The organism is Burkholderia sp. AU16482 (assembly GCF_002223285.1).
Taxonomy (GTDB): Bacteria; Pseudomonadota; Gammaproteobacteria; order Burkholderiales; family Burkholderiaceae; genus Burkholderia; species Burkholderia semiarida.
The window spans coordinates 1,471,341-1,491,870 of record NZ_NKEY01000003.1; the positions used below are offsets into that span (position 1 = coordinate 1,471,341).

Consider the following 20,530-nt stretch of genomic DNA (forward strand, 5'->3'; position numbering starts at 1 on the left):
TACATGAGTCACCTTGAAGCACGCGCCGGGCATCCGGGCGCCGGACACCCGGGCGCCGCGCATCTGGACGCCGGCCGGCCCGAAGTCTCGGTCATCATCCCCGTATACAACGAGGAAGACGGCCTCGCCGCGCTGTTCGCGCGACTGTATCCGGCGCTCGACGCACTCGACACGCCGTACGAAGTGATCCTGATCAACGACGGCAGCCGCGACCGCTCGGCCGCGATGCTCGCCGATCAGTTCCACGTACGGCCGGACACGACACGCGTCGTGCTGCTCAACGGCAACTACGGCCAGCACATGGCGATCCTCGCGGGCTTCGCGCAGTCGCGCGGCGAGATCGTCATCACGCTCGACGCCGACCTGCAGAATCCGCCCGAGGAAATCGGCAAGCTGATCGCGAAGATGCGCGAGGGCTACGACTACGTCGGCTCGATCCGCAAGCAGCGCCAGGACAGCCTGTGGCGGCGCAAGGCGTCGCAGATGATGAACCGGCTGCGCGAGCGCATCACGCGCATCAAGATGACCGACCAGGGCTGCATGCTGCGCGCGTACAGCCGCCGCATCATCGACACGATCAACGTGTGCGGCGAAGTCAACACGTTCATCCCCGCGCTCGCGTACACGTTCGCGCAGAACCCGACCGAAATCGAGGTCGCGCACGAGGAACGCTTCGCGGGCCAGTCGAAGTATTCGCTGTACAGCCTGATCCGGCTGAACTTCGACCTCGTGACGGGCTTCTCGGTCGTGCCGCTGCAGTGGCTGTCGTTCATCGGCGTGATCCTGTCGCTCGGCTCCGCCGCGCTGTTCGTGCTGCTGCTCGTGCGCCGCTTCATCGTCGGCGCGGAAGTGCAAGGCGTGTTCACGCTGTTCGCGATCACGTTCTTCCTGCTCGGCGTGATCATCTTCGCGCTCGGCCTGCTCGGCGAATACGTCGGCCGCATCTACCAGCAGGTGCGCGCGCGGCCGCGCTACCTGATCCAGGCCGTGCTCGAGCAGCACGATGGCGTGCCGCCGGTGCCGGCCGGCGCGAACCATCCGGGAGCCGTGCAATGAAGCCGCGCGCGGTCGTCTTCGCGTATCACAACGTCGGCGTGCGGTGCCTGCAGGTGCTGCTCGCGCGCGGCGTCGACGTCGCGCTGGTCGTCACGCACGAGGACAATCCGAACGAGAACATCTGGTTCGGCAGCGTCGCGGCCGTCGCGGCCGAGCACGGCATTCCGGTGCTCACGCCGGCCGATCCCGCCGATCCGGCGCTGCGCCGCGCGGTGTCCGACGCGCGGCCCGATTTCATCTTCTCGTTCTACTACCGCCACATGCTGCCGGTGGACCTGCTCGCGATCGCGCCGCGCGGCGCGTACAACATGCACGGTTCGCTGCTGCCGAAATACCGGGGTCGGGTTCCGACCAACTGGGCCGTGCTGAACGGCGAGACCGAGACCGGCGCGACGCTGCACGAGATGGCCGCCAAGCCCGACGCGGGTGCGATCGTCGGCCAGACCGCGGTGCCGATCCTGCCGGACGACACGGCCACACAGGTATTCGACAAGGTCACCGTGGCCGCCGAGCAGACGCTGTGGCGCGTGCTGCCCGCGCTGCTCGCGGGCGAGGCGCCGCACCTGCCGAACGATCTCGCGACCGGCAGCTACTACGGCGGGCGCAAGCCCGAGGACGGCCGCATCGACTGGTCGAAGCCGGCCGCGCAGGTCTACAACCTGGTGCGCGCGGTCGCGCCCCCGTATCCGGGTGCATTCACGGACGTCCACGGCGCGCGCTTCGTGATCGCACGCGCGCGCCTCGCGGCGCCCGGCAGCGCGATGGCGGCGGCCGCGGCGAATTTGCCGCCCGGCCTGCACGTAAGCGATAATGCGCTATTCGGCGTCTGCGGCGACAGCCGCGCCCTATCCATTCTCGAGCTCCGGCAACAGCGCGACGGCGGCGAAACCGTCGTGACGCCCGCGGAATTCGCGCAGTTCATTCATTCTTCCCGTCATTCATGAAAGCAAAAAAAGTCCTGATCCTGGGTGTGAACGGCTTCATCGGCCATCACCTGTCGAAGCGCATTCTTGAGACCACCGATTGGGAAGTGTTCGGCATGGACATGCAGACCGACCGGCTGGGCGACCTCGTCAACCACGAGCGGATGCATTTCTTCGAAGGCGACATCACGATCAACAAGGAGTGGGTCGAGTATCACGTGAAGAAGTGCGACGTGATCCTGCCGCTCGTCGCGATCGCGACGCCGGCCACCTACGTCCAGCAGCCGCTGCGCGTGTTCGAGCTCGACTTCGAGGCGAACCTGCCGATCGTGCGCTCGGCCGTCAAGTACGGCAAGCACCTCGTGTTCCCGTCGACCTCCGAGGTCTACGGCATGTGCTCGGACGAGCAGTTCGACCCGGATGCCTCCGCGCTCACCTACGGCCCGATCAACAAGCCGCGCTGGATCTACGCGTGCTCGAAGCAGCTGATGGACCGCGTGATCTGGGGCTACGGGATGGAAGGCCTGAACTTCACGCTGTTCCGCCCGTTCAACTGGATCGGCCCGGGTCTCGACTCGATCTACACGCCGAAGGAAGGCAGCTCGCGCGTGGTCACGCAGTTCCTCGGCCACATCGTGCGCGGCGAGAACATCAGCCTCGTCGACGGCGGCTCGCAGAAGCGCGCGTTCACCGACATCGGCGACGGCATCAGCGCGCTGATGAAGATCATCGAGAACAAGGGCGGCGTCGCGTCGGGCAAGATCTACAACATCGGCAATCCGAAGAACAACTTCTCGGTTCGCGAGCTCGCGCACAAGATGCTCGAACTGGCCGCGGAATTCCCCGAGTACGCCGATTCGGCCAAGCAGGTGAAGCTCGTCGAAACGACGTCCGGCGCCTACTACGGCAACGGCTACCAGGACGTGCAGAACCGCGTGCCGAAGATCGACAACACGATGCAGGAGCTCGGCTGGGCGCCGCAAGCGACGTTCGACGACGCGCTGCGCAACATCTTCGAAGCGTATCGCGGCCACGTCGCCGATGCGCGCGCGCTCGTCGAACAGCAAGGCTGAGCGGGACGTTCGCTTGGCTCGCATCGTCCTCAAGATCGACGTCGACACGCTGCGCGGCACGCGCGAAGGCGTGCCGAACCTCGCGCGCATCTTCGATCGCTTCAATGCGCGCGCGACCTTCCTCTTCAGCCTCGGGCCCGATCACACGGGCTGGGCGCTGCGGCGCGTGTTCCGCCCGGGCTTCCTGAAGAAGGTGTCGCGCACGTCGGTCGTCGAACACTACGGCGTGAAGCAGCTGATGTACGGCGTGCTGCTGCCCGGCCCCGACATCGGCCGCCGCGCGATCGCCGACATGCGCGCGATTCACGAGGCCGGCTTCGAATGCGGGATCCACACGTGGGATCACGTGGTCTGGCAGGACAACGTGCGCGTGCGCGATCGCGACTGGACCGCGCGTGAAATGCAGAAGAGCCACGCGCGCTTCATCGAGATCTTCGGCGCGCCGCCCGTCACGCACGGCGCGGCCGGCTGGCAGATGAACGATTCCGCGTTCGAGCAGATCGACGCGTGGGGGATGCGCTACGCATCCGACGGTCGCGGCCACTCGCCGTACCTGCCCGTCGTCGGCGGCCGCACGCTGTCGCACGTGCAGATGCCGACCACGCTGCCGACGCTCGACGAAGTGCTCGGCGTCGACGGCATCGACACGCACAACGTCGCCGCGCACATCCTCAAGTTCACCGAAGCCAATCCGCACGACCAGGTGTTCACGCTGCATGCGGAACTGGAAGGCCAGAAGCTCGCGCCCGTGTTCGAGCAACTGCTCGCCGGCTGGCGTGCGCAAGGCCACACGTTCGCGACGATGGGCGACTACCACGCGACGCTGGACCGCGACTCGCTGCCATCGTACCCTGTCGCGTGGGGCGAAATCCCCGGCCGCTCCGGCGAACTGATCGTCCAGCCCGACTGAGTTCGCGCGCGAGCCGGCGTCGCCGCTCCCGCCCTCGCGGCGCGTTGCCGCGACGCCCCGCCGAACTGCGCCGCCGCAGCGGCGCCCTTCCATAACAACAGGAGAAACACGTGTCTGTCGAAGTTGACCGTCAAGTTCCCGATTTCACCGCACCGGCCACGGGCGGCGACATTTCGCTGTCCGACCTGAAGGGCAAGAAGCTCGTACTGTACTTCTATCCGAAGGACAACACGCCGGGCTGCACGACCGAAGGGCTGCAGTTCCGCGATCTCTATCCGAAGTTCAAGAAAGCCGGTGCGGAAGTCATCGGCGTGTCGCGCGACAGCCTGCGCTCGCACGACAACTTCAAGGCCAAGCTCGAACTGCCGTTCCCGCTGATTTCCGATGCCGACGAAGCGCTGTGCGCGTTGTTCGATGTCATCAAGATGAAGAAAATGTATGGCAAGGAAGTGCGCGGAATCGAGCGCTCGACGTTCCTGATCGACGCGGACGGCGTGCTTCGCCACGCATGGCGCGGCATCAAGGTACCGGGTCACGTGGACGACGTGCTAAAGGCTGTACAAGCGCTTTGAGGCGCGTTATATTGGGCCGCAATGAATGCCCGTTCGCCCCATATTTCTCGTAGCTGCGCCGGTGCCCGTTGCGATGCTTGCCGGCACCTGACGCGCATCACGACGGCATCAGCCGAGCCGCATGTCCCTGTCGACGGGGCAGCGGCTTTTTTTATGGAACGCGCGCCGGCCCTCCCCGGTCCGGCCCTTACCGCATCGAGGAGCTGATCGACACTTAGGCGAACCGGCTAGACGAAATTCCTGTGCGCCACCGCGCGCAAACTGCATGCGTCTACGTCACGCAGGATGCGATCAGCGGCGCACGCCATGCGACACGATTCCTCCCGAGGGACACCATGCCTTTGCCTACCCCCCCCAGCAAGCTCGGCAGCCTGCTGCCGCCCGACGAATACAAGGCGAAAGCGCGGCCCGCGAAAGCCGCGAAGAAATCCGCCGAAGGGGACGCATCCACAGCCGGTGACTATGGTCCGGCCAGCGTGGCCCAACCGATGATCGAAGCCGCGAACACGGCCGCGCCGCTGCGCGCCGTCGCGTCTTCGGCGCCCGATGCCCCGAGCGCGCCCGCGCGCGGCCGCAAGACCAGGCAGACGGCCGCGCTGCTGCAGCCGATGCCGGCGCCCGCCGAACCCGCGGCGCCCGTCGTGGCACGCAACGACAAGCCGGCCGCAGATAAATCTGGCGGAGCGGCCGCGGCACCCGCGCGCGATGCCGGCGCCGCGACGAAGTCGCGCAGCCGCAAGCCCGCCGACGCCGAACTGCAGAAGCTGTTCGTGCTCGACACCAACGTGCTGATGCACGACCCGAGCAGCCTCTTCCGCTTCGAGGAACACGACGTCTATCTGCCGATGATGACGCTCGAGGAACTCGACAACCACAAGAAGGGGATGTCCGAAGTCGCACGCAACGCGCGCCAGGTCAGCCGCACGCTCGACGCGCTCGTCGCCGACGGCGGCCCGATCTCGGCCGGCATCCCGCTGTCGCGCCTCGGCAGCCGCGACGCGCTCGGCCGCCTGTACTTCCAGACGAAGCTGGCGGATATCGCGCCGGTGGAAGGTTTGCCCGAAGGCAAGGCCGACAATCAGATCCTCGGCGTCGTGCGCGCGCTGCAGCGCGACCGGCCCGACCGCCAGGTCGTGCTGGTGTCGAAAGACATCAACATGCGGATCAAGGCGCACGCGCTCGGCCTGCCCGCGGAAGACTACTTCAACGACCAGGTGCTCGAGGATTCGGATCTCCTGTACAACGGCGTGCGCGAACTGCCGCAGGACTTCTGGACCAAGCATGCGAAGGGCATGGAGAGCTGGCAGGACACGAAGACGGGCACCACGTACTACCGCGTGACCGGCCCGCTCGTCGCGTCGATGCTCGTCAACGAGTTCGTCTATCTCGAGCCGCAGAACGGCGAGCCGACGTTCCACGCGATCGTCCGCGAGCTGAACGGCAAGACGGCGCTGCTGCAGACGCTGCGCGACTACAGCCACCACAAGAACAACGTGTGGGGCATCACCGCGCGCAATCGCGAGCAGAACTTCGCGCTGAACCTGCTGATGAACCCCGAGATCGACTTCGTCACGCTGCTCGGCCAGGCCGGCACCGGCAAGACGCTCGTCGCGCTCGCGGCCGGCCTCGCGCAGGTGCTCGACGACAAGCGCTACAACGAGATCATCGTGACGCGCGCGACCGTGCCCGTCGGCGAGGACATCGGTTTCCTGCCCGGCACCGAGGAAGAAAAGATGCAGCCGTGGATGGGCGCATTCGACGACAACCTCGAAGTGCTGCAGAAGACCGACGACGCGGCCGGCGAATGGGGCCGTGCGGCGACGCAGGAGCTGATCCGTTCGCGCCTGAAGGTGAAGAGCATGAACTTCATGCGCGGCCGCACGTTCGTCGACAAGTACCTGATCATCGACGAGGCGCAGAACCTGACGCCGAAGCAGATGAAGACGCTCGTCACGCGCGCGGGCCCCGGCACGAAGATCGTGTGCCTGGGCAACATCGCGCAGATCGACACGCCCTATCTGACCGAGGGCAGCTCGGGCCTGACCTACGTCGTCGACCGCTTCAAGGGCTGGGGCCACAGCGGCCACGTGACGCTCGCGCGCGGCGAACGCTCGCGGCTCGCCGACTACGCGTCGGACATTCTGTAACGCGCCGGCCGGCCGATCGGCCGGCTGTCGACGCCACGCGGCGCTCCGTTTCCGGAGCGCCGTTTTTATTTGGGGTCGAAGACAAAGGTAACGCGTCGTCACGCAACCACGCAGTTTACGCGCGAAACTTCAAGTAAATTCTCAAGAATGGTTGCTTAAGCCCCGCCGGAGCGTCTACCATCGGGTCTGTCTGTTGTCATACGATTCGCGAGTGCACCGCTCGCCCGCCTTGCCATGCTTCGAATCTGGGTTCCCGTCGCCGTCGTCTCCCTGCTTGCGGCCTGCTCCAGCGTGCCGCCGCAATCGGCATCGCGTTCCGCGTCGGGCATGAAGATCACGACGCCGCGTGCGTTCCCGGCGCCGGCCAATTTCCCCAAATTCGTCGACCACAGCGTCGGCCAGGAAGAGATCTCGATCCAGGCGATGAGCCTCGTCGGCGTCCCGTATCGCTGGGGCGGCAACACGCCGGCGAGCGGCTTCGACTGCAGCGGGCTCGTGCGCTACGTGATCGGCCGCGCGGCCGACGTGAACCTGCCGCGCACGACCGCCGACATGAGCAGCCGCGGCGTGTCGATCGAGCCCGACGAGATCGCGCCGGGCGACCTGATCTTCTTCAATACGACCGGGCGGCCGCATTCGCACGTCGGCATCTATGTCGGCAAGCTGCGCTTCGTCAACGCACCGTCGACGGGCGGCACCGTGCGGCTCGACTACCTGACGAACCCGTACTGGGCGAAGCGCTTCGACGGCATTCGCCGCGTCGCACCGCCGCGCTCCGCCCCGACGCCGTTCGATGCACCGACCTACGAGGCCAAGCGCGACGAGCCGCGCAATCCGCCGGCGCTCGCGGCTGCTCCGGCGGTCGTGACGGCTGCCGCCGCGCCGCGACAGCCGGCGGCGTATGCGTCTTCACGAGCAAGAACGACGCAGGCGCCGGCTCCAGCTCCGGCCATCCCGACCACGCCTGTCGTGACGGCCACCGCAACCGCACCGGCAGCACCGGCCGCCGATCCGTATGAACCGCCGCCACCGCGGGTGCAGGCGGCCCAGCAGCAAGCCACGTCGGTGAATGACGGCGCGACCGCGATGACCGCCAACGCAGCACCGACCGCCCCGGCGGAAGTCGGCACGCAGATTCCGACGACCGCCCTGACGGCCGCCGAGGCCGCCGCCTTCGATGCCGAGCCGCCGCCCGCCCCCGGCACGCCGCCGCGCACCGTCGAGCCCGTGCAGGTGTTGCGTGCGTCGACGCAATCCGCGCCCATCAGCCCGCGCACCAGTACGGCAGACGATCCGATCGCGCGGTTCGCGAACGGCAGCTACTGAGCCGTTGCTCGAACCGCGACCGTCGACGACGTCGACAACATGCTCCGCTGGCCTCCAAAAGAAAATGCGCCGCGGCCTTTCGGCCCGCGGCGCATTTCGCGTCGATCAGGTAGTGTCGGCGATCAGAAGATCTGATGCCCGAGCCACCAGCCGCCAGCCGCGAACAGCGCGGCTGCCGGCAACGTCAGCACCCACGCCCACACGATGTTGCCGGCGACGCCCCAGCGCACGGCCGACAGCTTCTGCGTCGCGCCGACACCGACGATCGCACCGGTAATCGTGTGCGTGGTCGACACGGGAATGCCGAGGAACGATGCGACGAACAGCGTGATTGCCCCACCGCTTTCCGCGCAGAAGCCGCCGACCGGCTTGAGCTTCGTGATCTTCTGGCCCATCGTGCGCACGATGCGCCAGCCGCCGAACAGCGTGCCGAGGCCCATCGACAGGTAGCACGCGCCGATCACCCACGCCGGCGGCGCATCGGCGGTGGCCGACGCGTAGCCGCTCGCGATCAGCAGCATCCAGATGATACCGATCGTCTTCTGTGCGTCGTTGCCGCCGTGGCCCAGGCTGTACAGCCCCGCCGACAGCAGCTGCAGCCGGCGGAAGCGCCGGTCGACCTTGCTGGGCGCGGTACGGAAATACAGCCACGACACGCCGAGCATGAACAGCGAACCGAGGATGAAGCCGAGCAGCGGCGAAATGAAGATGAACGCGATCGTCTTCAGCAGCCCGTCGATGTTCAGCGAGCTCCAGCCCGACTTCGCGAGCGCCGCGCCGACGAGGCCGCCGATCAGCGCGTGCGACGAGCTCGACGGAATCCCGTAGTACCACGTGATCACGTTCCAGCCGATCGCGCCGACCAGCGCGCCGAACACGACGTAGTGGTCGACGATCTCGGGATCGATCGTGCCTTTACCGACGGTCTGCGCGACTTTCAGGTGGAAGATGAAATACGCGATCACGTTGAACGCGGCCGCGAACACCACGGCCTGCTGGGGCTTCAGCACCCCGGTCGACACGACGGTGGCGATCGAGTTCGCCGCGTCGTGAAAGCCGTTCATGAAGTCGAATACGAGCGCGACGAGCACGAGCGTCGCGACCATCCATAGGGCGAGTTGTATCGAATGCATGTGGTCCGCTCAGGCGTTTTCCAGCACGATGCCTTCGATGATGTTCGCGACGTCCTCGCACTTGTCGGTGATCTCTTCCAGCAGCTCGTAGATCGCCTTCAGCTTGATGAGCGTCTTCACGTCGTCTTCCTCGCGGAACAGCTTCGACATCGCCGCGCGCAGCACGCGGTCGGCTTCCGACTCCCAGCGATCGATTTCCTCGCACTGCTTGAGGATCTGCGCCGACTGCTTCATGTCGGACAGCAGGCCGACGGCCTGCTGCACGTGTTGCGCCGACTGCGTGACGATATGCGCGAGCTGGCTCGCCTCGGACGTGACGGACTGCACGTCGTACAGCGACACGGCCGTCGCGACGTCCTCCATCAGGTCGAGGATGTCGTCCATCGTCGTGATCAGCTTGTGGATCTCGTCACGATCGAGCGGCGTGATGAAGGTCTTGTGCAGCAGATCGATCGCCTCGTGCGTCAGCTTGTCGGCGGCCTTCTCGGCGATTTGCACGTTTTGCTTGTGAATCTCGGCGTCGGCGAGATTGTCGATCAGCAGTTCGAGCTCGCGGCCACCGGAAACGATGTGCTTCGCGTGCGAGTTGAAGAGTTCAAAGAACTTGCCCTCGGTGGGCATGAATCGACCGAACATGGGATTCCTGAGAGATTGTCAAACTACTGTCACGAAAACGGGCGACATTGTACCGGTTCCGGTCGCGACGCGACGTGCGCATATGCGCACGCCGGGATTGGATACAACATTTGGCGAAATAGGTGTTTACAACCGGCTTTACTCGCCGTAGAAGGTCTGCGCCCCGGCAAAATTGTCGAACTTCGTGTATTGCCCCAGGAACGTGAGCCGAACGGGCCCGATCGGGCCGTTACGCTGCTTGCCGATGATGATTTCGGCCGTCCCCTTGTCAGGGCTGTCGGGATTGTAGACCTCATCTCGATAAATGAACAGGATCACGTCCGCATCCTGTTCGATTGCGCCCGATTCGCGCAAATCCGACATCACCGGCCGCTTGTTCGGGCGCTGTTCGAGGCCGCGGTTCAGCTGCGACAGCGCGATCACCGGCACGTCGAGCTCCTTCGCGAGGCTCTTCAGCGATCGCGAGATTTCCGAAATTTCGGTCGCGCGGTTCTCGCCCTGCGACGAACCCGACATCAGCTGCAGGTAGTCGACGATGATCAGGCCGAGCTTGCCGCATTGTCGCGCGAGGCGCCGCGCGCGCGAGCGCAATTCCATCGGATTCAGGCCGCCCGTCTCGTCGATGAAGAGCTGCGCCTCGCTCATCTTCTGCACCGCGTGCGTCAGCTTCGGCCAATCCTCGTCCGTCAGGCGGCCGGTACGCATTCGGTGCTGGTCGAGCCGGCCGATCGAGCCGAGCATACGCATCACGAGCTGGGTGCCCGGCATTTCCATCGAGAACACCGCGACCGGCAACCCGTACTCGACCGCGACGTATTCGCCGATGTTCATGGAGAAGGCCGTATTGTGGGTCACGACGTAATCGTCGGTCACGTACAGCCGCGACGGATGCGAGACCGAAATGCATTGCGTGGCCGTCCGGCGCGTCGGCTCGATGCCGACGATGACCGGCATCTTGCGGCGCACACGCCCGCCCGTCAGCCGGTCGCGCTTGCCCTGGAACAGGAACAGGCTCTGCGGATCCGGATGACTGATCGTGCAAACGTAAGCCGTCGCACCGGCCTTGCGTTCGCCGTCGACCGTGAAGCTCGTCGCCTTTTCGGCAATCTGGCACCATGCACCGAGCGAACGCGCCAGCTCGCGCACGTCGCTCGCCAACTGCGCACTGGCGGTCGAATAACGCACCGCCCCCCACGATTCGACCCAGCCGTCCGTGTCGAGCAGCCCGCGCAACAAATCCAGCCGCGCGTCCTTGTCCGCATCGAGGTAGAGGCGCGGGATGAACTTGTCGTAGCTCGTCCTCCCCCACACACCGAGCTGCTCGAGAGCAGCCTTGAGCGGGTTGGCGGACGGCCGGGCTTCCGCGGCCGTCGACGGCCGGCGCTTGATCCGCCAGTCGTGCTGGCCCGCGTATTCGAGCTCGAGCGACGCGTCGACGCGCGCGCGCATCCGGTTCAACGTTTCCTCGGCCTTCACGCTGAAACGCACGGCAGTCCCGCCGAGCGCACCGTCGCCCAGCAGCGCGCCGAGCACCCACGGATCGATCGGCAGCGCCTCGCGATGACCGAACTCGCCGCTCGGCATGTCGATCCACAGCCGGTTCCGGTAGCGTTCGCGCGTCAGCAACGTGCGAATCTCCGCGGTCGACAGTACGCGCGGCTTTTCCCACTCACGGAAATGGACGCACCACAGGTGCTCGTCGCAGCATTCGGCCGAGCGCCCATCCGAAAAGCGGACCCGATACACCTGGCGTTCGCCCTGCGGGTAGATCCCGGTCACGATCGACGCTGCGCCGTCGACCGAAGCAAGTGCATCACCGACTGCCAGCTCACCCATCGGCTTCCAGCCCGTCAGCGTCCTGACGCGCGCATCGAGCGGCTGGGCCTTACCCATCGACGGTCTTCCGGCCACGATGATCAGCTCGCCGCCGTGCATCCCGGACGTCATCCGGTCGAGGTCGACGAAGCCGGTCGGCGTGCCTGTGACGTCGCTCGGGTTCGCGGTGTGGTACAGCGTGTCGATGCGCTCGACCACCTGGGTAAGCAGCGGGCCGATCTCGAGGAAACCCTGGTTGCCGCGCGCGCCCTCCTCGGCGATCGAGAAGACCTTCGATTCGGCTTCGTCGAGCAGTTGGCGGACTTCCTTGCCCTGCGGATTGAAGGCGTCGGCCGAGATCTCGTCGGCGACCGACACCAGCCGGCGCAGCACCGCGCGATCACGCACGATTTCCGCGTAGCGGCGGATGTTCGCCGCGCTCGGCGTGTTCTGCGCGAGGGCGTTCAGGTACGCGAGCCCGCCGACGTCGTCGGCCTTGCCGGACGTGGTCAGCGCTTCGTACACGGTCACGACGTCGGCCGGGCGCGTCGACGCGATCAGGCGGCCGATGTGCTCGTAGATGATCCGGTGGTCGTAGCGGTAGAAGTCGCCCTGCGACAGGAAATCGGCAATCCGGTCCCATGCCGCGTTGTCGAGCAACAGGCCGCCGAGCACCGACTGCTCGGCTTCGACCGAATGCGGCGGGACTTTCAGCGATTCGATTTGGGGATCTTGCGGCGCGTTCATGGGTTGGGATTATCGCGAATAGATGGCGGCAGCGCTACCACCGCTTGCCGGCGATCGGGCAATAAAAAAGGCAGGCCCCGGTTGCCCGGGCGCCTGCCCTTGTCCGGACGACGGAAGCCGCCCGGCAAGCTTGCATACGCTTACGCGTGGTCGCCGATCACGTTGATCGTGACGTCGACGACGACGTCCGTGTGCAGCGCGACCTGGACGTTGTGCTCGCCGATCATCTTCAGCGGGCCTTCCGGCATGCGCACTTGCAGCTTCTCGACTTCGTAGCCTGCCTTCTTCAGCAGTTCCGCGACGTCGCCGTTCGTGACCGAGCCGAACAGACGGCCGTCGACGCCCGACTTCTGCGTGATTTCGAACGACTGGCCGTTCAGCTTCTCGCCGACTGCCTGCGATGCTGCCAGCTTTTCAGCAGCGATCTTTTCGAGTTCAGCGCGGCGCACTTCGAATTCGGCGATCGCTTCCTTCGTTGCACGGCGAGCCTTGCGGTTCGGGATCAGGAAGTTGCGAGCGTAACCGTCCTTGACCTTGACGATATCGCCGAGGTTGCCCAGATTGGCGACTTTTTCCAACAGAATGATTTGCATTCGAATTCTCCTTATTGCGTCGCCTGATTACGCCTTGTGCTGATCGGTGTACGGCAGCAGCGCGAGGAAACGCGCACGCTTGATGGCCGTATCCAGCTGACGCTGATAGTGCGCCTTCGTACCCGTCAGACGAGCCGGCGTGATCTTGCCGTTTTCGCCGATGAAGTCCTTCAGCGTTTCCGTGTCCTTGTAGTCGATCTGCTCGACGCCTGCAGCCGTGAAACGGCAGAACTTCTTGCGCTTGAAGAGCGGGTTTTGTTGCTGACGACGCTTGTCGAATTTCTTACCAGTCGGGCGGGCCATGATTTCAGTCCTTTCCTGTGTCCTGCAATGCAGTGATGTGAAACACCAAGGTTCTCGCGTTGCGGCTTTTCTTGGCCAGGAAGCCCGTGAACAGCGTTTCGACGCCCATTTCACGACTTTCCAGCTTGCCGCTCGCCTCACCGGCCGCCACCGCCTCGATCGTCATTTCGACCTGACGGGGAATGCCTGCTTCGACGACTTCCGTGCGGTGATGCAATGTGGCGCTTGCGATCGGAACACCGGCCGGCGTATATCGCACCGGTGCGCGTTCGACGACGCTCGCCGTCAATTGCAACCTGTTCACGTGAGTGGCGCGCTCCTTGATGGCTTAATAAGTGACGAACTTAAGCCTGCGCTTCGGCCGGCTGAGCAGCAGCCGCCTTCTTGGCTTCTTCGCGCTGAACTTCCTTCATCATCGGCGACGGGCCGGTTTCGGCCTTCTTCATCTTGACGATGAGGTGACGCAGCACGGCGTCGTTGAACTTGAACGCGTGTTCGAGTTCGTCGAGCGTCGTCTGGTCGCACTCGATGTTCATGCAGACGTAGTGAGCCTTCGCGAGTTTCTCGATCATGTAGGCCAGCTGGCGACGGCCCCAGTCTTCGACACGGTGGATCTGGCCGCCGTGCGACGTGATCGTGGACTTGTAGCGCTCGATCATCGCGGGCACTTGCTCGCTTTGATCCGGGTGCACGATGAATACGATTTCGTAATGACGCATTACACACTCCTTGTGGATTAAAGCCACCCGGGCGTCTGAACCGGTGTGGCAAGTGAGAAGCCGAAGATTCTAACCCGGTTACGGGGCGTATGCAAGGCCAATCTACGATCGGCAGACGGATTCGGCCGTGTTTTCAAAGACTTGAGCAGGCATGCGGGCGGCTGCGGCCGACATCCGGCCCTTCCACGGCCGGGGTCGGAACACGCGTGCGCCGCCCGTCGGCCGCGCCGTCATTCGCTGCGCGCGCCGGCAAGCCGCGCGCCGAGGGCCGTCCGGAACGCCGCGAGCGCCGACGGCTCGGCGTCGGTCACGGCCCACCACGTCATCCCGGCCGCGTTCCAGCGGTCGAGCGCATAGCCCTGCGACACGGTCGTGTACGGAGCGGCCGGCCGCTCCCCGGCCGGCTGCACGTAGACGTCGACCACGTGCTGCCGGTGGCGATAGACGAGCACCGCGACGCGGCGCCGCCCGACGTAGTCGAGCCGGCCGCCGACCAGCGCGAAGCCGCTCGCCGCGAGATCCTCGACCGGCGGCGCATAGTCGAGCCGGCCGTTGAACCACGGCTTGACCGTGTGCTGGTCGGTCGAGATCACGTCGATGGCGCGCGCCGACAGGTCGGCCCGTACATGGCTCGCGACGAGTTCGTCGACCGTTCGCTCGGTGTCGGCGTGGCGGGCCGACCACGCCATTCCGCCCGCCGCCGCGAGCGCCATCAGCAACGCGACGCCCCAGCCGAGACCCGGCAACGCGGCCACGCGCGGGCCGATGCCGGCCGGCCCCGGGCGCGCCGGCCCGCCACGCCCGCTCAGCCAGGAAAACCAGCCGCGTCCGCGCGGCCGCCGCGGCGGCGGTGACCGGGGCTCGGGCCGCGGCTCGGCCGGCGACGACTCACGGGCGCGCGCATCGGCCGCGGCCGGCAGGCTCGCAAGAATGCTCGCCCGCAGCGCGTCCGGCGCGCGGTGATAATCGGCCTGCCGCACGGCCTGCACCAGCGTGACGATCCGCGCGCGTTCGCGGCGGCACGCGTCGCACCCGTCGACATGCTGCTGGACCCGCAACGCATCGGGCGCCGACAGCTCGCGGTCGACGTCCGCGTCCAGCAACGCTCGCGCTTCGTTACAGTCCATCGATAGCCTCCGATGCGGTTCCGCCCGCCGGCGTCCGGCCCGGCCGGCCTTCGGTCGTCGGCGCCGGCGCGGCGCCCAGCAGCGCGGCAAGCTTGCGCCGGCCGCGCGCGAGCCGCGACATCACCGTGCCGACCGGCACGTCCGCGATCGCCGCGATCTCGCGGTAGCTGAGGTCCTCCATCTCGCGCAGCACGAGCACCTCGCGGTATTCGGTCGGCAGCCTCGCGAGCGCCGCATTCACGAGCCGCACGTTCTCGCCGCGCAGCAGCTGCGCGAGCGGGTCCTCCGTCGCCGGCTGCCAGTCGTCGGGCACGTCCGCGTCGTCGAGCGTGTCGGGCAGCGCGACCTCGTGCGCATGCGTGCGCCGCCGCCACTCGGTGTACCAGGTGTGGCGCACGATCGTCAGCAGCCACGGCCGCGCGTTGTCGCCGCGACACGAATCGACGAAGCGCAGCGCGCGCATGCACGCGTCCTGCACGACGTCGTCCGCATCGCCGGCGCTGCCGCTCAGCCAGCGCGCGAGGTTGTACGCGGCGTCGAGATGCGGCAGCACGAGCGTGCGAAACCGCTCGCCGCGCGCGGCGGCATCGTCCGCCGCCCGCTCATCGCCCGCCTGTCCGGCTTGCCCCACATGGCCTCCCTGGTCCCGGCGGCCGACGCCGCGCCCGTTCCGCGCCCGGCGCCCGGACAGACCGGCAACGTGCGCGCTCGATGACCTTACCGCTGCTGCGTCGAGTTTATTCCCGCGCCGCACGCATGCAGCGCAAAAAATCGCCGGGCGGCCGGGCGCGCCGGCCGTTACGGCGTGGTGCTCCAGTAGCCGGGGCGTGCATACGCTTCGCGCAGGTAGTCGATGAAGTAACGCACGCGCGCCGGCACGTAGCGCTGCTGCGGGTAGACGGCGAGGATGTCGTAGTCGGGCAGCGCGTATTCGTCGAGCACGGTCTCGAGTTCGCCCGTTTCGAGCTGCGCGGCGATCTCCCACGTCGAGCGCCAGCCGAGCCCGAGCCCCTCGGCCACCCAGCGGTGCAGCAGCTCGCCGTCGTTGCAGTCGAGATTGCCGGTCACGCGCATCGTCGCGATCTTGCCGTGACGCTGGAAATACCAGCCGCGGTTCTGCCCGCCCTGCAGGTTGAACGCGAGACAGTTGTGCTTGAGCAGGTCGTCGAGCGATTTCGGCCGGCCGTGCCGGCGGAAATAGTCGGGCGTGCCGCACACCACGCGCCGGTTCGATGCGAGCTTCACCGCGACGAAGTTCGGATCGACCGCGCCGCCGATCCGGATCGACAGGTCGTAGCCTTCGCGCACGAGATCGACGACGCGGTCGGTCAGGTTGAACGACAGCTGCATCTCCGGCTTGTCGGCCAGAAAGCCGGGCGCGTGCGGCGCGACGTGCTTGCGGCCGAACGCGGCCGGCGCCGACACGATCAGGTGCCCGCTGACCGCGCGCCGGCCGGCAGCCAGCTCGTTCTCGGCCTGATCCCATTCGGACAGCAGCCCGCGGCAGCGCTCGAGGAACGCGGCGCCCTCCTCGCTGACCACCAGCCGCCGCGTCGAGCGGTACATCAGTTTCACGCCGAGGCGCTTCTCCAGCGCGTCGATGCGCCGCCCCAGCACCACCGGCGACACGCCCTCCTCCAGCGCCGCCGCCGCGAGGCTGCCGGCATCGGCCACGCGCACGAACGTCTCGATCTGCTTGAAGCGGTCCATCTCCCGTCTCCGTCTTGGCTCCGACACCGGCGGGAAGCCCCGTCCGGCCGTCATTCCATACTTTTAGTTTCGAAATAAGCGACTTCGGCTGATCTTATCAAACCTTTCCTGCATCCCTAAAGTGTCCCCAACAGACCGATTCGCACGATCCGCCATATTCAAGGAGACATTCATGGCCAAGATGAGAGCCGTCGACGCAGCCGTACTCGTGCTCGAGAAGGAAGGCATCCAGACCGCGTTCGGCGTGCCGGGCGCGGCGATCAACCCGTTCTACTCGGCCATGCGCAAGTCGGGCGGCATCAGCCACGTGCTCGCGCGCCACGTCGAGGGCGCATCGCACATGGCCGAGGGCTTCACGCGGGCGGCGCCGGGCAACATCGGCGTGTGCATCGGCACGTCGGGCCCCGCCGGCACCGACATGATCACCGGCCTCTACTCCGCATCGGCCGACTCGATTCCGATCCTCGCGATCACGGGCCAGGCGCCGCGCGCGCGCCTTTACAAGGAAGACTTCCAGGCCGTCGACATCGAATCGATCGCGAAGCCGGTCACCAAGTGGGCCGTCACCGTGCGCGAACCGGCGCTCGTGCCGCGCGTGTTCCAGCAGGCGTTCCACCTGATGCGCTCGGGCCGCCCGGGCCCGGTGCTGGTCGATCTGCCGATCGACGTGCAGCTCGCCGAAATCGAGTTCGACATCGACACGTACGAACCGCTGCCGGTCTACAAGCCCGCGGCCACCCGCGCGCAGATCGAGAAGGCGCTCGCGATGCTCAACGACGCGGACAAGCCGCTGATCGTGTCGGGCGGCGGCGTGCTCAACGCGGCGGCCGAAGACCTGCTCGTGCAGTTCGCCGAAACGGTCGGCGTGCCGGTGATCCCGACGCTGATGTCGTGGGGCGCGATTCCCGACGATCACCCGCTGATGGCCGGCATGGTCGGCCTGCAGACGTCGCACCGCTACGGCAACGCGACGATGCTCGCGTCCGACTTCGTGCTCGGCATCGGCAACCGCTGGGCGAACCGCCATACCGGCAGCGTCGAGGTCTACACGAAGGGCCGCAAGTTCGTGCACGTCGACATCGAGCCGACGCAGATCGGCCGCGTGTTCGGCCCGGATCTCGGCATCGTGTCCGACGCGAAGGCGGCCCTCGAGCTGTTCGTCGCGGTCGCGCGGGAATGGAAGGCCGCCGGCAAGCTGAAGGACCGCGGCGAGTGGGTATCCGAGTGCCAGGCGCGCAAGCGCACGCTGCAGCGCAAGACGCACTTCGACAACGTGCCGGTCAAGCCGCAGCGCGTGTACGAAGAGATGAACAAGGTGTTCGGCCGCGATACCTGCTACGTCAGCACGATCGGCCTGTCGCAGATCGCCGCCGCGCAGTTCCTGCACGTGTTCAAGGCACGCAACTGGATCAACTGCGGCCAGGCCGGCCCGCTCGGCTGGACGATCCCCGCCGCGCTCGGCGTGCGCGCGGCCGACCCGAGCCGCCCGATCGTCGCGCTGTCCGGCGACTACGACTTCCAGTTCATGATCGAGGAGCTCGCGGCCGGCGCGCAATTCAAGCTGCCGTACGTGCACGTCGTCGTGAACAACTCGTACCTCGGGCTGATCCGCCAGGCGCAGCGCGCGTTCGACATGGACTACTGCGTGCAGCTCGCGTTCGACAACGTGAACGCGCCCGAACTGAACGGCTATGGCGTCGACCACGTGGCCGTCGCGGAAGGCCTCGGCTGCAAGGCGCTGCGCGTGTTCAAGCCGGAAGAGATCGAGCCGGCGCTGCGTCAGGCGCAAACGCTCGCGGAAGAGTTCAGCGTGCCGGTGGTCGTCGAGGTGATCCTCGAGCGCGTGACGAACATCTCGATGGGCACCGAGATCGACGCGATCAACGAATTCGAGGAGCTCGCCGAAAAGGCCGGGCACGCACCGACCGCGATCTCGATGCTCGACTGAACCGCACGACATTTTTGACCGACCGAAGAGGCTTAGCTCATGCCGAAGTTTGCTGCAAACCTGACCATGCTGTTCAACGAAGTGCCGTTCCTCGACCGCTTCAAGGCGGCCGCGGACGCGGGCTTCGACGCCGTCGAGTTCCTGTTTCCGTATCCGTACGCGAAAGAAGAACTCGCCGAGCGGCTCGAGACGCACGGCCTGCGCCTCGTGCTGCACAACCTGCCCGCCGGCAACTGGGACCAGGGCGAGCGCGGCATCGCGTGCCTGCCTGATCGCGTCGGCGAATTCCAGGAAGGGGTCGGCCGGGCGATCGACTACGCGAAGGCGCTGAAGGTGCCGCAGCTGAACTGCCTGGTCGGCATCCCGTCGGCGAGCACGGCGCGCGACAAGACGTTCGTGACGATCGTCGACAACCTGCGCTTCGCCGCCGATGCGCTGAAGCGCGAAGGCATCCGCCTGCTCGTCGAGCCGTGCAACCGCTTCGACATCCCGGGCTTCGCGCTGAACCGCTCGTCGGAAGGCCTCGACGTGATCCGCGCGGTCGGCTCGGACAACCTGTTCCTGCAGTACGACATCTATCACATGCAACGCATGGAAGGCGAACTGGCCGCGACGATCGAACGCAACCTCGCGTCGATCGGCCACGTCCAGCTTGCGGACAACCCGGGCCGCAACGAGCCGGGCACCGGCGAGATCAACTACGCGTTCCTGTTCGCGCTGCTCGACCGGCTCGGCTATGCCGGCTACGTCGGCTGCGAATACAAGCCCCGCACCACCACGACGGAAGGCCTCGGCTGGCTGCAAAGCGTGGCCGGTTGCGCACCGGCCTCGGCGCGTCGCGCCGCCTGAGTCGCACCCTTTCCGTTTTCAGCCTCACAGGAGACTTTCACATGGCAACCATCGGTTTCATCGGCCTCGGCATCATGGGCGCGCACATGGCGCGCAACCTGCTCAAGGGCGATCATCAACTCGTCGTGAACGGCGCGTTTCCGATCCCGGACGATCTGCGCGGCAGCGCCAAGGTCGTCGCGAACTCGACCGAAGTCGCGCGGCACGCGGACATCATCATCTCGATGGTGCCGGACACGCCGGACGTGCGTAACGTGCTGTTCGCCGACGACGGCGTCGCGAAGGGCCTGAGCGCCGGCAAGCTCGTGATCGACATGAGCTCGATCTCGCCGCTCGACACGCAGGCATTCGCGAAACAGATCAACGCGCTCGGCTGCGACTACCTCGACGCACCGGTGTCCGGCGGCGAAGTCGGTGCGCGCGAAGCGACGCTGACGATCATGGTCGGCGGCCCCGAGAAGGCGTTCGAGCGCGCGAAGCCGCTGTTCGAGAAGATGGGCAAGAACATCACGCTCGTCGGCGACAACGGCGCGGGCCAGACCTGCAAGGTCGCGAACCAGATCATCGTCGCGCTGAACATCGAAGCGGTCGGCGAAGCGCTGCTGTTCGCCGCGCGTTCGGGCGCCGATCCGGAACGCGTGCGCCAGGCGCTGATGGGCGGCTTCGCCGCGTCGCGCATCCTCGAAGTGCACGGTGCGCGCATGACCAAGCGCACGTTCGACCCGGGCTTTCGCATCGAGCTGCACCAGAAGGACCTGAACCTCGCGCTCGACGGCGCGCGCAAGCTCGGCCTCGCGCTGCCGCACACCGCGAGCGCGCAGCAGTTGTTCAGCGTGTGCGCGTCGCACGGCGGCAAGGCATGGGATCACTCGGCGCTCGTGCGCGCGCTCGAGATCATGTCGAACTTCGAGATCGGTCAGACGCCGGCCGCGTGACGCGGATG

Annotated in this window: 20 protein-coding genes and 1 pseudogene; 10 read left to right on the forward strand and 11 right to left on the reverse strand. The window is 66.5% G+C overall.

Translation table 11 applies throughout. The features are described 5' to 3' along the window. Nucleotides 1-3: 3 nt before the first annotated feature. The 5 genes from CFB35_RS09345 to CFB35_RS09365 all read left to right on the forward strand — a co-directional run bounded on the left by CFB35_RS09345 (nucleotide 4) and on the right by CFB35_RS09365 (nucleotide 4,534). Nucleotides 4-1,056, forward strand: a complete 1,053-nt coding sequence (locus CFB35_RS09345; protein ID WP_059645634.1) for a glycosyltransferase — start codon at nucleotides 4-6, stop codon at nucleotides 1,054-1,056. Continuing rightward, a complete protein-coding gene (locus tag CFB35_RS09350) occupies nucleotides 1,053-2,000 on the forward strand; it encodes a formyltransferase (protein WP_089464830.1) in 948 nt (315 codons plus the stop codon). The genes CFB35_RS09345 and CFB35_RS09350 overlap by 4 nt, the downstream gene beginning before the upstream one ends. Further along, nucleotides 1,997-3,052, forward strand: coding sequence for a bifunctional UDP-4-keto-pentose/UDP-xylose synthase (locus CFB35_RS09355; RefSeq protein WP_006478632.1), 1,056 nt, complete (start codon nucleotides 1,997-1,999; stop codon nucleotides 3,050-3,052). The genes CFB35_RS09350 and CFB35_RS09355 overlap by 4 nt, the downstream gene beginning before the upstream one ends. A 13-nt stretch (nucleotides 3,053-3,065) precedes the next feature. Then, nucleotides 3,066-3,962, forward strand: coding sequence for a polysaccharide deacetylase family protein (locus CFB35_RS09360; protein ID WP_059645627.1), 897 nt, complete (start codon nucleotides 3,066-3,068; stop codon nucleotides 3,960-3,962). Nucleotides 3,963-4,072: 110 nt separating this feature from the next. Next, on the forward strand, nucleotides 4,073-4,534 hold the full coding sequence (locus CFB35_RS09365) for a peroxiredoxin (RefSeq protein ID WP_059645625.1): 462 nt from the start codon (nucleotides 4,073-4,075) through the stop codon (nucleotides 4,532-4,534). A 198-nt stretch (nucleotides 4,535-4,732) separates the two neighbouring features. Here CFB35_RS09365 and CFB35_RS35595 read toward each other — a convergent pair. Beyond that, nucleotides 4,733-4,974 (reverse strand): annotated as a pseudogene (locus CFB35_RS35595) (hypothetical protein); the annotation flags it as partial. Here CFB35_RS35595 and CFB35_RS09375 point away from each other — a divergent pair. Together CFB35_RS09375 and CFB35_RS09380 are read left to right on the forward strand one after the other, a co-directional pair. After that, nucleotides 4,870-6,681, forward strand: a complete 1,812-nt coding sequence (locus CFB35_RS09375) for a PhoH family protein (RefSeq protein ID WP_059645620.1) — start codon at nucleotides 4,870-4,872, stop codon at nucleotides 6,679-6,681. The pseudogene CFB35_RS35595 and the gene CFB35_RS09375 sit on opposite strands and share 105 nt — an antisense overlap. Nucleotides 6,682-6,915: 234 nt before the next feature. After that, entirely contained in the window at nucleotides 6,916-8,007 is a 1,092-nt protein-coding gene (locus tag CFB35_RS09380) for a C40 family peptidase (protein ID WP_089464831.1), read from the forward strand. A 122-nt stretch (nucleotides 8,008-8,129) separates the two neighbouring features. On the opposite strand, the gene CFB35_RS09385 is transcribed toward CFB35_RS09380, so the two are convergent. The 10 genes from CFB35_RS09385 to CFB35_RS09430 all read right to left on the reverse strand — a co-directional run bounded on the left by CFB35_RS09385 (nucleotide 8,130) and on the right by CFB35_RS09430 (nucleotide 16,790). Beyond that, nucleotides 8,130-9,140, reverse strand: a complete 1,011-nt coding sequence (locus CFB35_RS09385) for an inorganic phosphate transporter (protein WP_059585265.1) — start codon at nucleotides 9,138-9,140, stop codon at nucleotides 8,130-8,132. Nucleotides 9,141-9,149: 9 nt separating this feature from the next. Then, entirely contained in the window at nucleotides 9,150-9,776 is a 627-nt protein-coding gene (locus CFB35_RS09390; RefSeq protein ID WP_006486252.1) for a DUF47 domain-containing protein, read from the reverse strand. A gap of 138 nt (nucleotides 9,777-9,914) precedes the next feature. After that, nucleotides 9,915-12,338, reverse strand: a complete 2,424-nt coding sequence (dnaB, locus tag CFB35_RS09395) for a replicative DNA helicase (protein WP_089464832.1) — start codon at nucleotides 12,336-12,338, stop codon at nucleotides 9,915-9,917. 140 nt (nucleotides 12,339-12,478) lie between these two features. Continuing rightward, complete coding sequence (rplI, locus tag CFB35_RS09400; RefSeq protein ID WP_006486256.1) at nucleotides 12,479-12,931, reverse strand: 50S ribosomal protein L9; 453 nt, start codon at nucleotides 12,929-12,931, stop codon at nucleotides 12,479-12,481. Between the two features lie 27 nt (nucleotides 12,932-12,958). Next, entirely contained in the window at nucleotides 12,959-13,234 is a 276-nt protein-coding gene (gene rpsR, locus CFB35_RS09405; protein ID WP_004193360.1) for a 30S ribosomal protein S18, read from the reverse strand. A 4-nt stretch (nucleotides 13,235-13,238) separates the two neighbouring features. Continuing rightward, complete coding sequence (gene priB / locus CFB35_RS09410; RefSeq protein WP_011549649.1) at nucleotides 13,239-13,538, reverse strand: primosomal replication protein N; 300 nt, start codon at nucleotides 13,536-13,538, stop codon at nucleotides 13,239-13,241. Between the two features lie 40 nt (nucleotides 13,539-13,578). Beyond that, a complete protein-coding gene (gene rpsF / locus CFB35_RS09415; protein ID WP_006486255.1) occupies nucleotides 13,579-13,953 on the reverse strand; it encodes a 30S ribosomal protein S6 in 375 nt (124 codons plus the stop codon). A gap of 230 nt (nucleotides 13,954-14,183) precedes the next feature. Next, nucleotides 14,184-15,080 carry an anti-sigma factor gene (locus CFB35_RS09420; RefSeq protein WP_089464833.1) on the reverse strand — a complete coding sequence of 299 codons (897 nt, stop codon included), beginning with the start codon at nucleotides 15,078-15,080 and terminating at the stop codon, nucleotides 14,184-14,186. Beyond that, nucleotides 15,070-15,711 (reverse strand): RNA polymerase sigma factor, encoded by a 642-nt coding sequence (locus CFB35_RS09425; RefSeq protein WP_089464834.1) that lies wholly within the window; start codon nucleotides 15,709-15,711, stop codon nucleotides 15,070-15,072. Before CFB35_RS09425 ends, CFB35_RS09420 begins: the two co-directional genes overlap by 11 nt. Nucleotides 15,712-15,878: 167 nt before the next feature. Continuing rightward, complete coding sequence (locus CFB35_RS09430; RefSeq protein ID WP_059585260.1) at nucleotides 15,879-16,790, reverse strand: LysR family transcriptional regulator; 912 nt, start codon at nucleotides 16,788-16,790, stop codon at nucleotides 15,879-15,881. Between the two features lie 172 nt (nucleotides 16,791-16,962). Here CFB35_RS09430 and gcl point away from each other — a divergent pair, with 172 nt between their 5' ends. Genes gcl through CFB35_RS09445 form a run of 3 tightly spaced genes read left to right on the forward strand, consistent with a single transcriptional unit; the run spans nucleotide 16,963 to nucleotide 20,522 of the window. Beyond that, the gene (gene gcl / locus CFB35_RS09435) at nucleotides 16,963-18,738 is read left to right on the forward strand and encodes a glyoxylate carboligase (protein WP_089464835.1); all 1,776 of its coding nucleotides are present in this window, start codon (nucleotides 16,963-16,965) and stop codon (nucleotides 18,736-18,738) included. Between the two features lie 39 nt (nucleotides 18,739-18,777). Further along, the gene (gene hyi, locus CFB35_RS09440; RefSeq protein ID WP_059645599.1) at nucleotides 18,778-19,587 is read left to right on the forward strand and encodes a hydroxypyruvate isomerase; all 810 of its coding nucleotides are present in this window, start codon (nucleotides 18,778-18,780) and stop codon (nucleotides 19,585-19,587) included. Nucleotides 19,588-19,628: 41 nt separating this feature from the next. Next, nucleotides 19,629-20,522, forward strand: coding sequence for a 2-hydroxy-3-oxopropionate reductase (locus CFB35_RS09445; protein ID WP_059585257.1), 894 nt, complete (start codon nucleotides 19,629-19,631; stop codon nucleotides 20,520-20,522). The last annotated feature ends 8 nt before the right edge of the window (nucleotides 20,523-20,530 follow it).

Excerpts from the sequence above, each read along its gene's own strand:
- rplI (WP_006486256.1), bottom strand. The coding sequence starts at position 12,931 with ATGCAAATCATTCTGTTGGAAAAAGTCGCCAATCTGGGCAACCTCGGC.
- CFB35_RS09430 (WP_059585260.1), bottom strand. The coding sequence starts at position 16,790 with ATGGACCGCTTCAAGCAGATCGAGACGTTCGTGCGCGTGGCCGATGCC.
- rpsF (WP_006486255.1), bottom strand. The coding sequence starts at position 13,953 with ATGCGTCATTACGAAATCGTATTCATCGTGCACCCGGATCAAAGCGAG.
- CFB35_RS09390 (WP_006486252.1), bottom strand. The coding sequence starts at position 9,776 with ATGTTCGGTCGATTCATGCCCACCGAGGGCAAGTTCTTTGAACTCTTC.
- CFB35_RS09445 (WP_059585257.1), top strand. The coding sequence starts at position 19,629 with ATGGCAACCATCGGTTTCATCGGCCTCGGCATCATGGGCGCGCACATG.
- CFB35_RS09420 (WP_089464833.1), bottom strand. The coding sequence starts at position 15,080 with ATGGACTGTAACGAAGCGCGAGCGTTGCTGGACGCGGACGTCGACCGC.
- dnaB (WP_089464832.1), bottom strand. The coding sequence starts at position 12,338 with ATGAACGCGCCGCAAGATCCCCAAATCGAATCGCTGAAAGTCCCGCCG.
- CFB35_RS09380 (WP_089464831.1), top strand. The coding sequence starts at position 6,916 with ATGCTTCGAATCTGGGTTCCCGTCGCCGTCGTCTCCCTGCTTGCGGCC.
- gcl (WP_089464835.1), top strand. The coding sequence starts at position 16,963 with ATGGCCAAGATGAGAGCCGTCGACGCAGCCGTACTCGTGCTCGAGAAG.
- CFB35_RS09385 (WP_059585265.1), bottom strand. The coding sequence starts at position 9,140 with ATGCATTCGATACAACTCGCCCTATGGATGGTCGCGACGCTCGTGCTC.
- CFB35_RS09350 (WP_089464830.1), top strand. The coding sequence starts at position 1,053 with ATGAAGCCGCGCGCGGTCGTCTTCGCGTATCACAACGTCGGCGTGCGG.
- CFB35_RS09355 (WP_006478632.1), top strand. The coding sequence starts at position 1,997 with ATGAAAGCAAAAAAAGTCCTGATCCTGGGTGTGAACGGCTTCATCGGC.
- hyi (WP_059645599.1), top strand. The coding sequence starts at position 18,778 with ATGCCGAAGTTTGCTGCAAACCTGACCATGCTGTTCAACGAAGTGCCG.
- CFB35_RS09375 (WP_059645620.1), top strand. The coding sequence starts at position 4,870 with ATGCCTTTGCCTACCCCCCCCAGCAAGCTCGGCAGCCTGCTGCCGCCC.
- CFB35_RS09345 (WP_059645634.1), top strand. The coding sequence starts at position 4 with ATGAGTCACCTTGAAGCACGCGCCGGGCATCCGGGCGCCGGACACCCG.
- rpsR (WP_004193360.1), bottom strand. The coding sequence starts at position 13,234 with ATGGCCCGCCCGACTGGTAAGAAATTCGACAAGCGTCGTCAGCAACAA.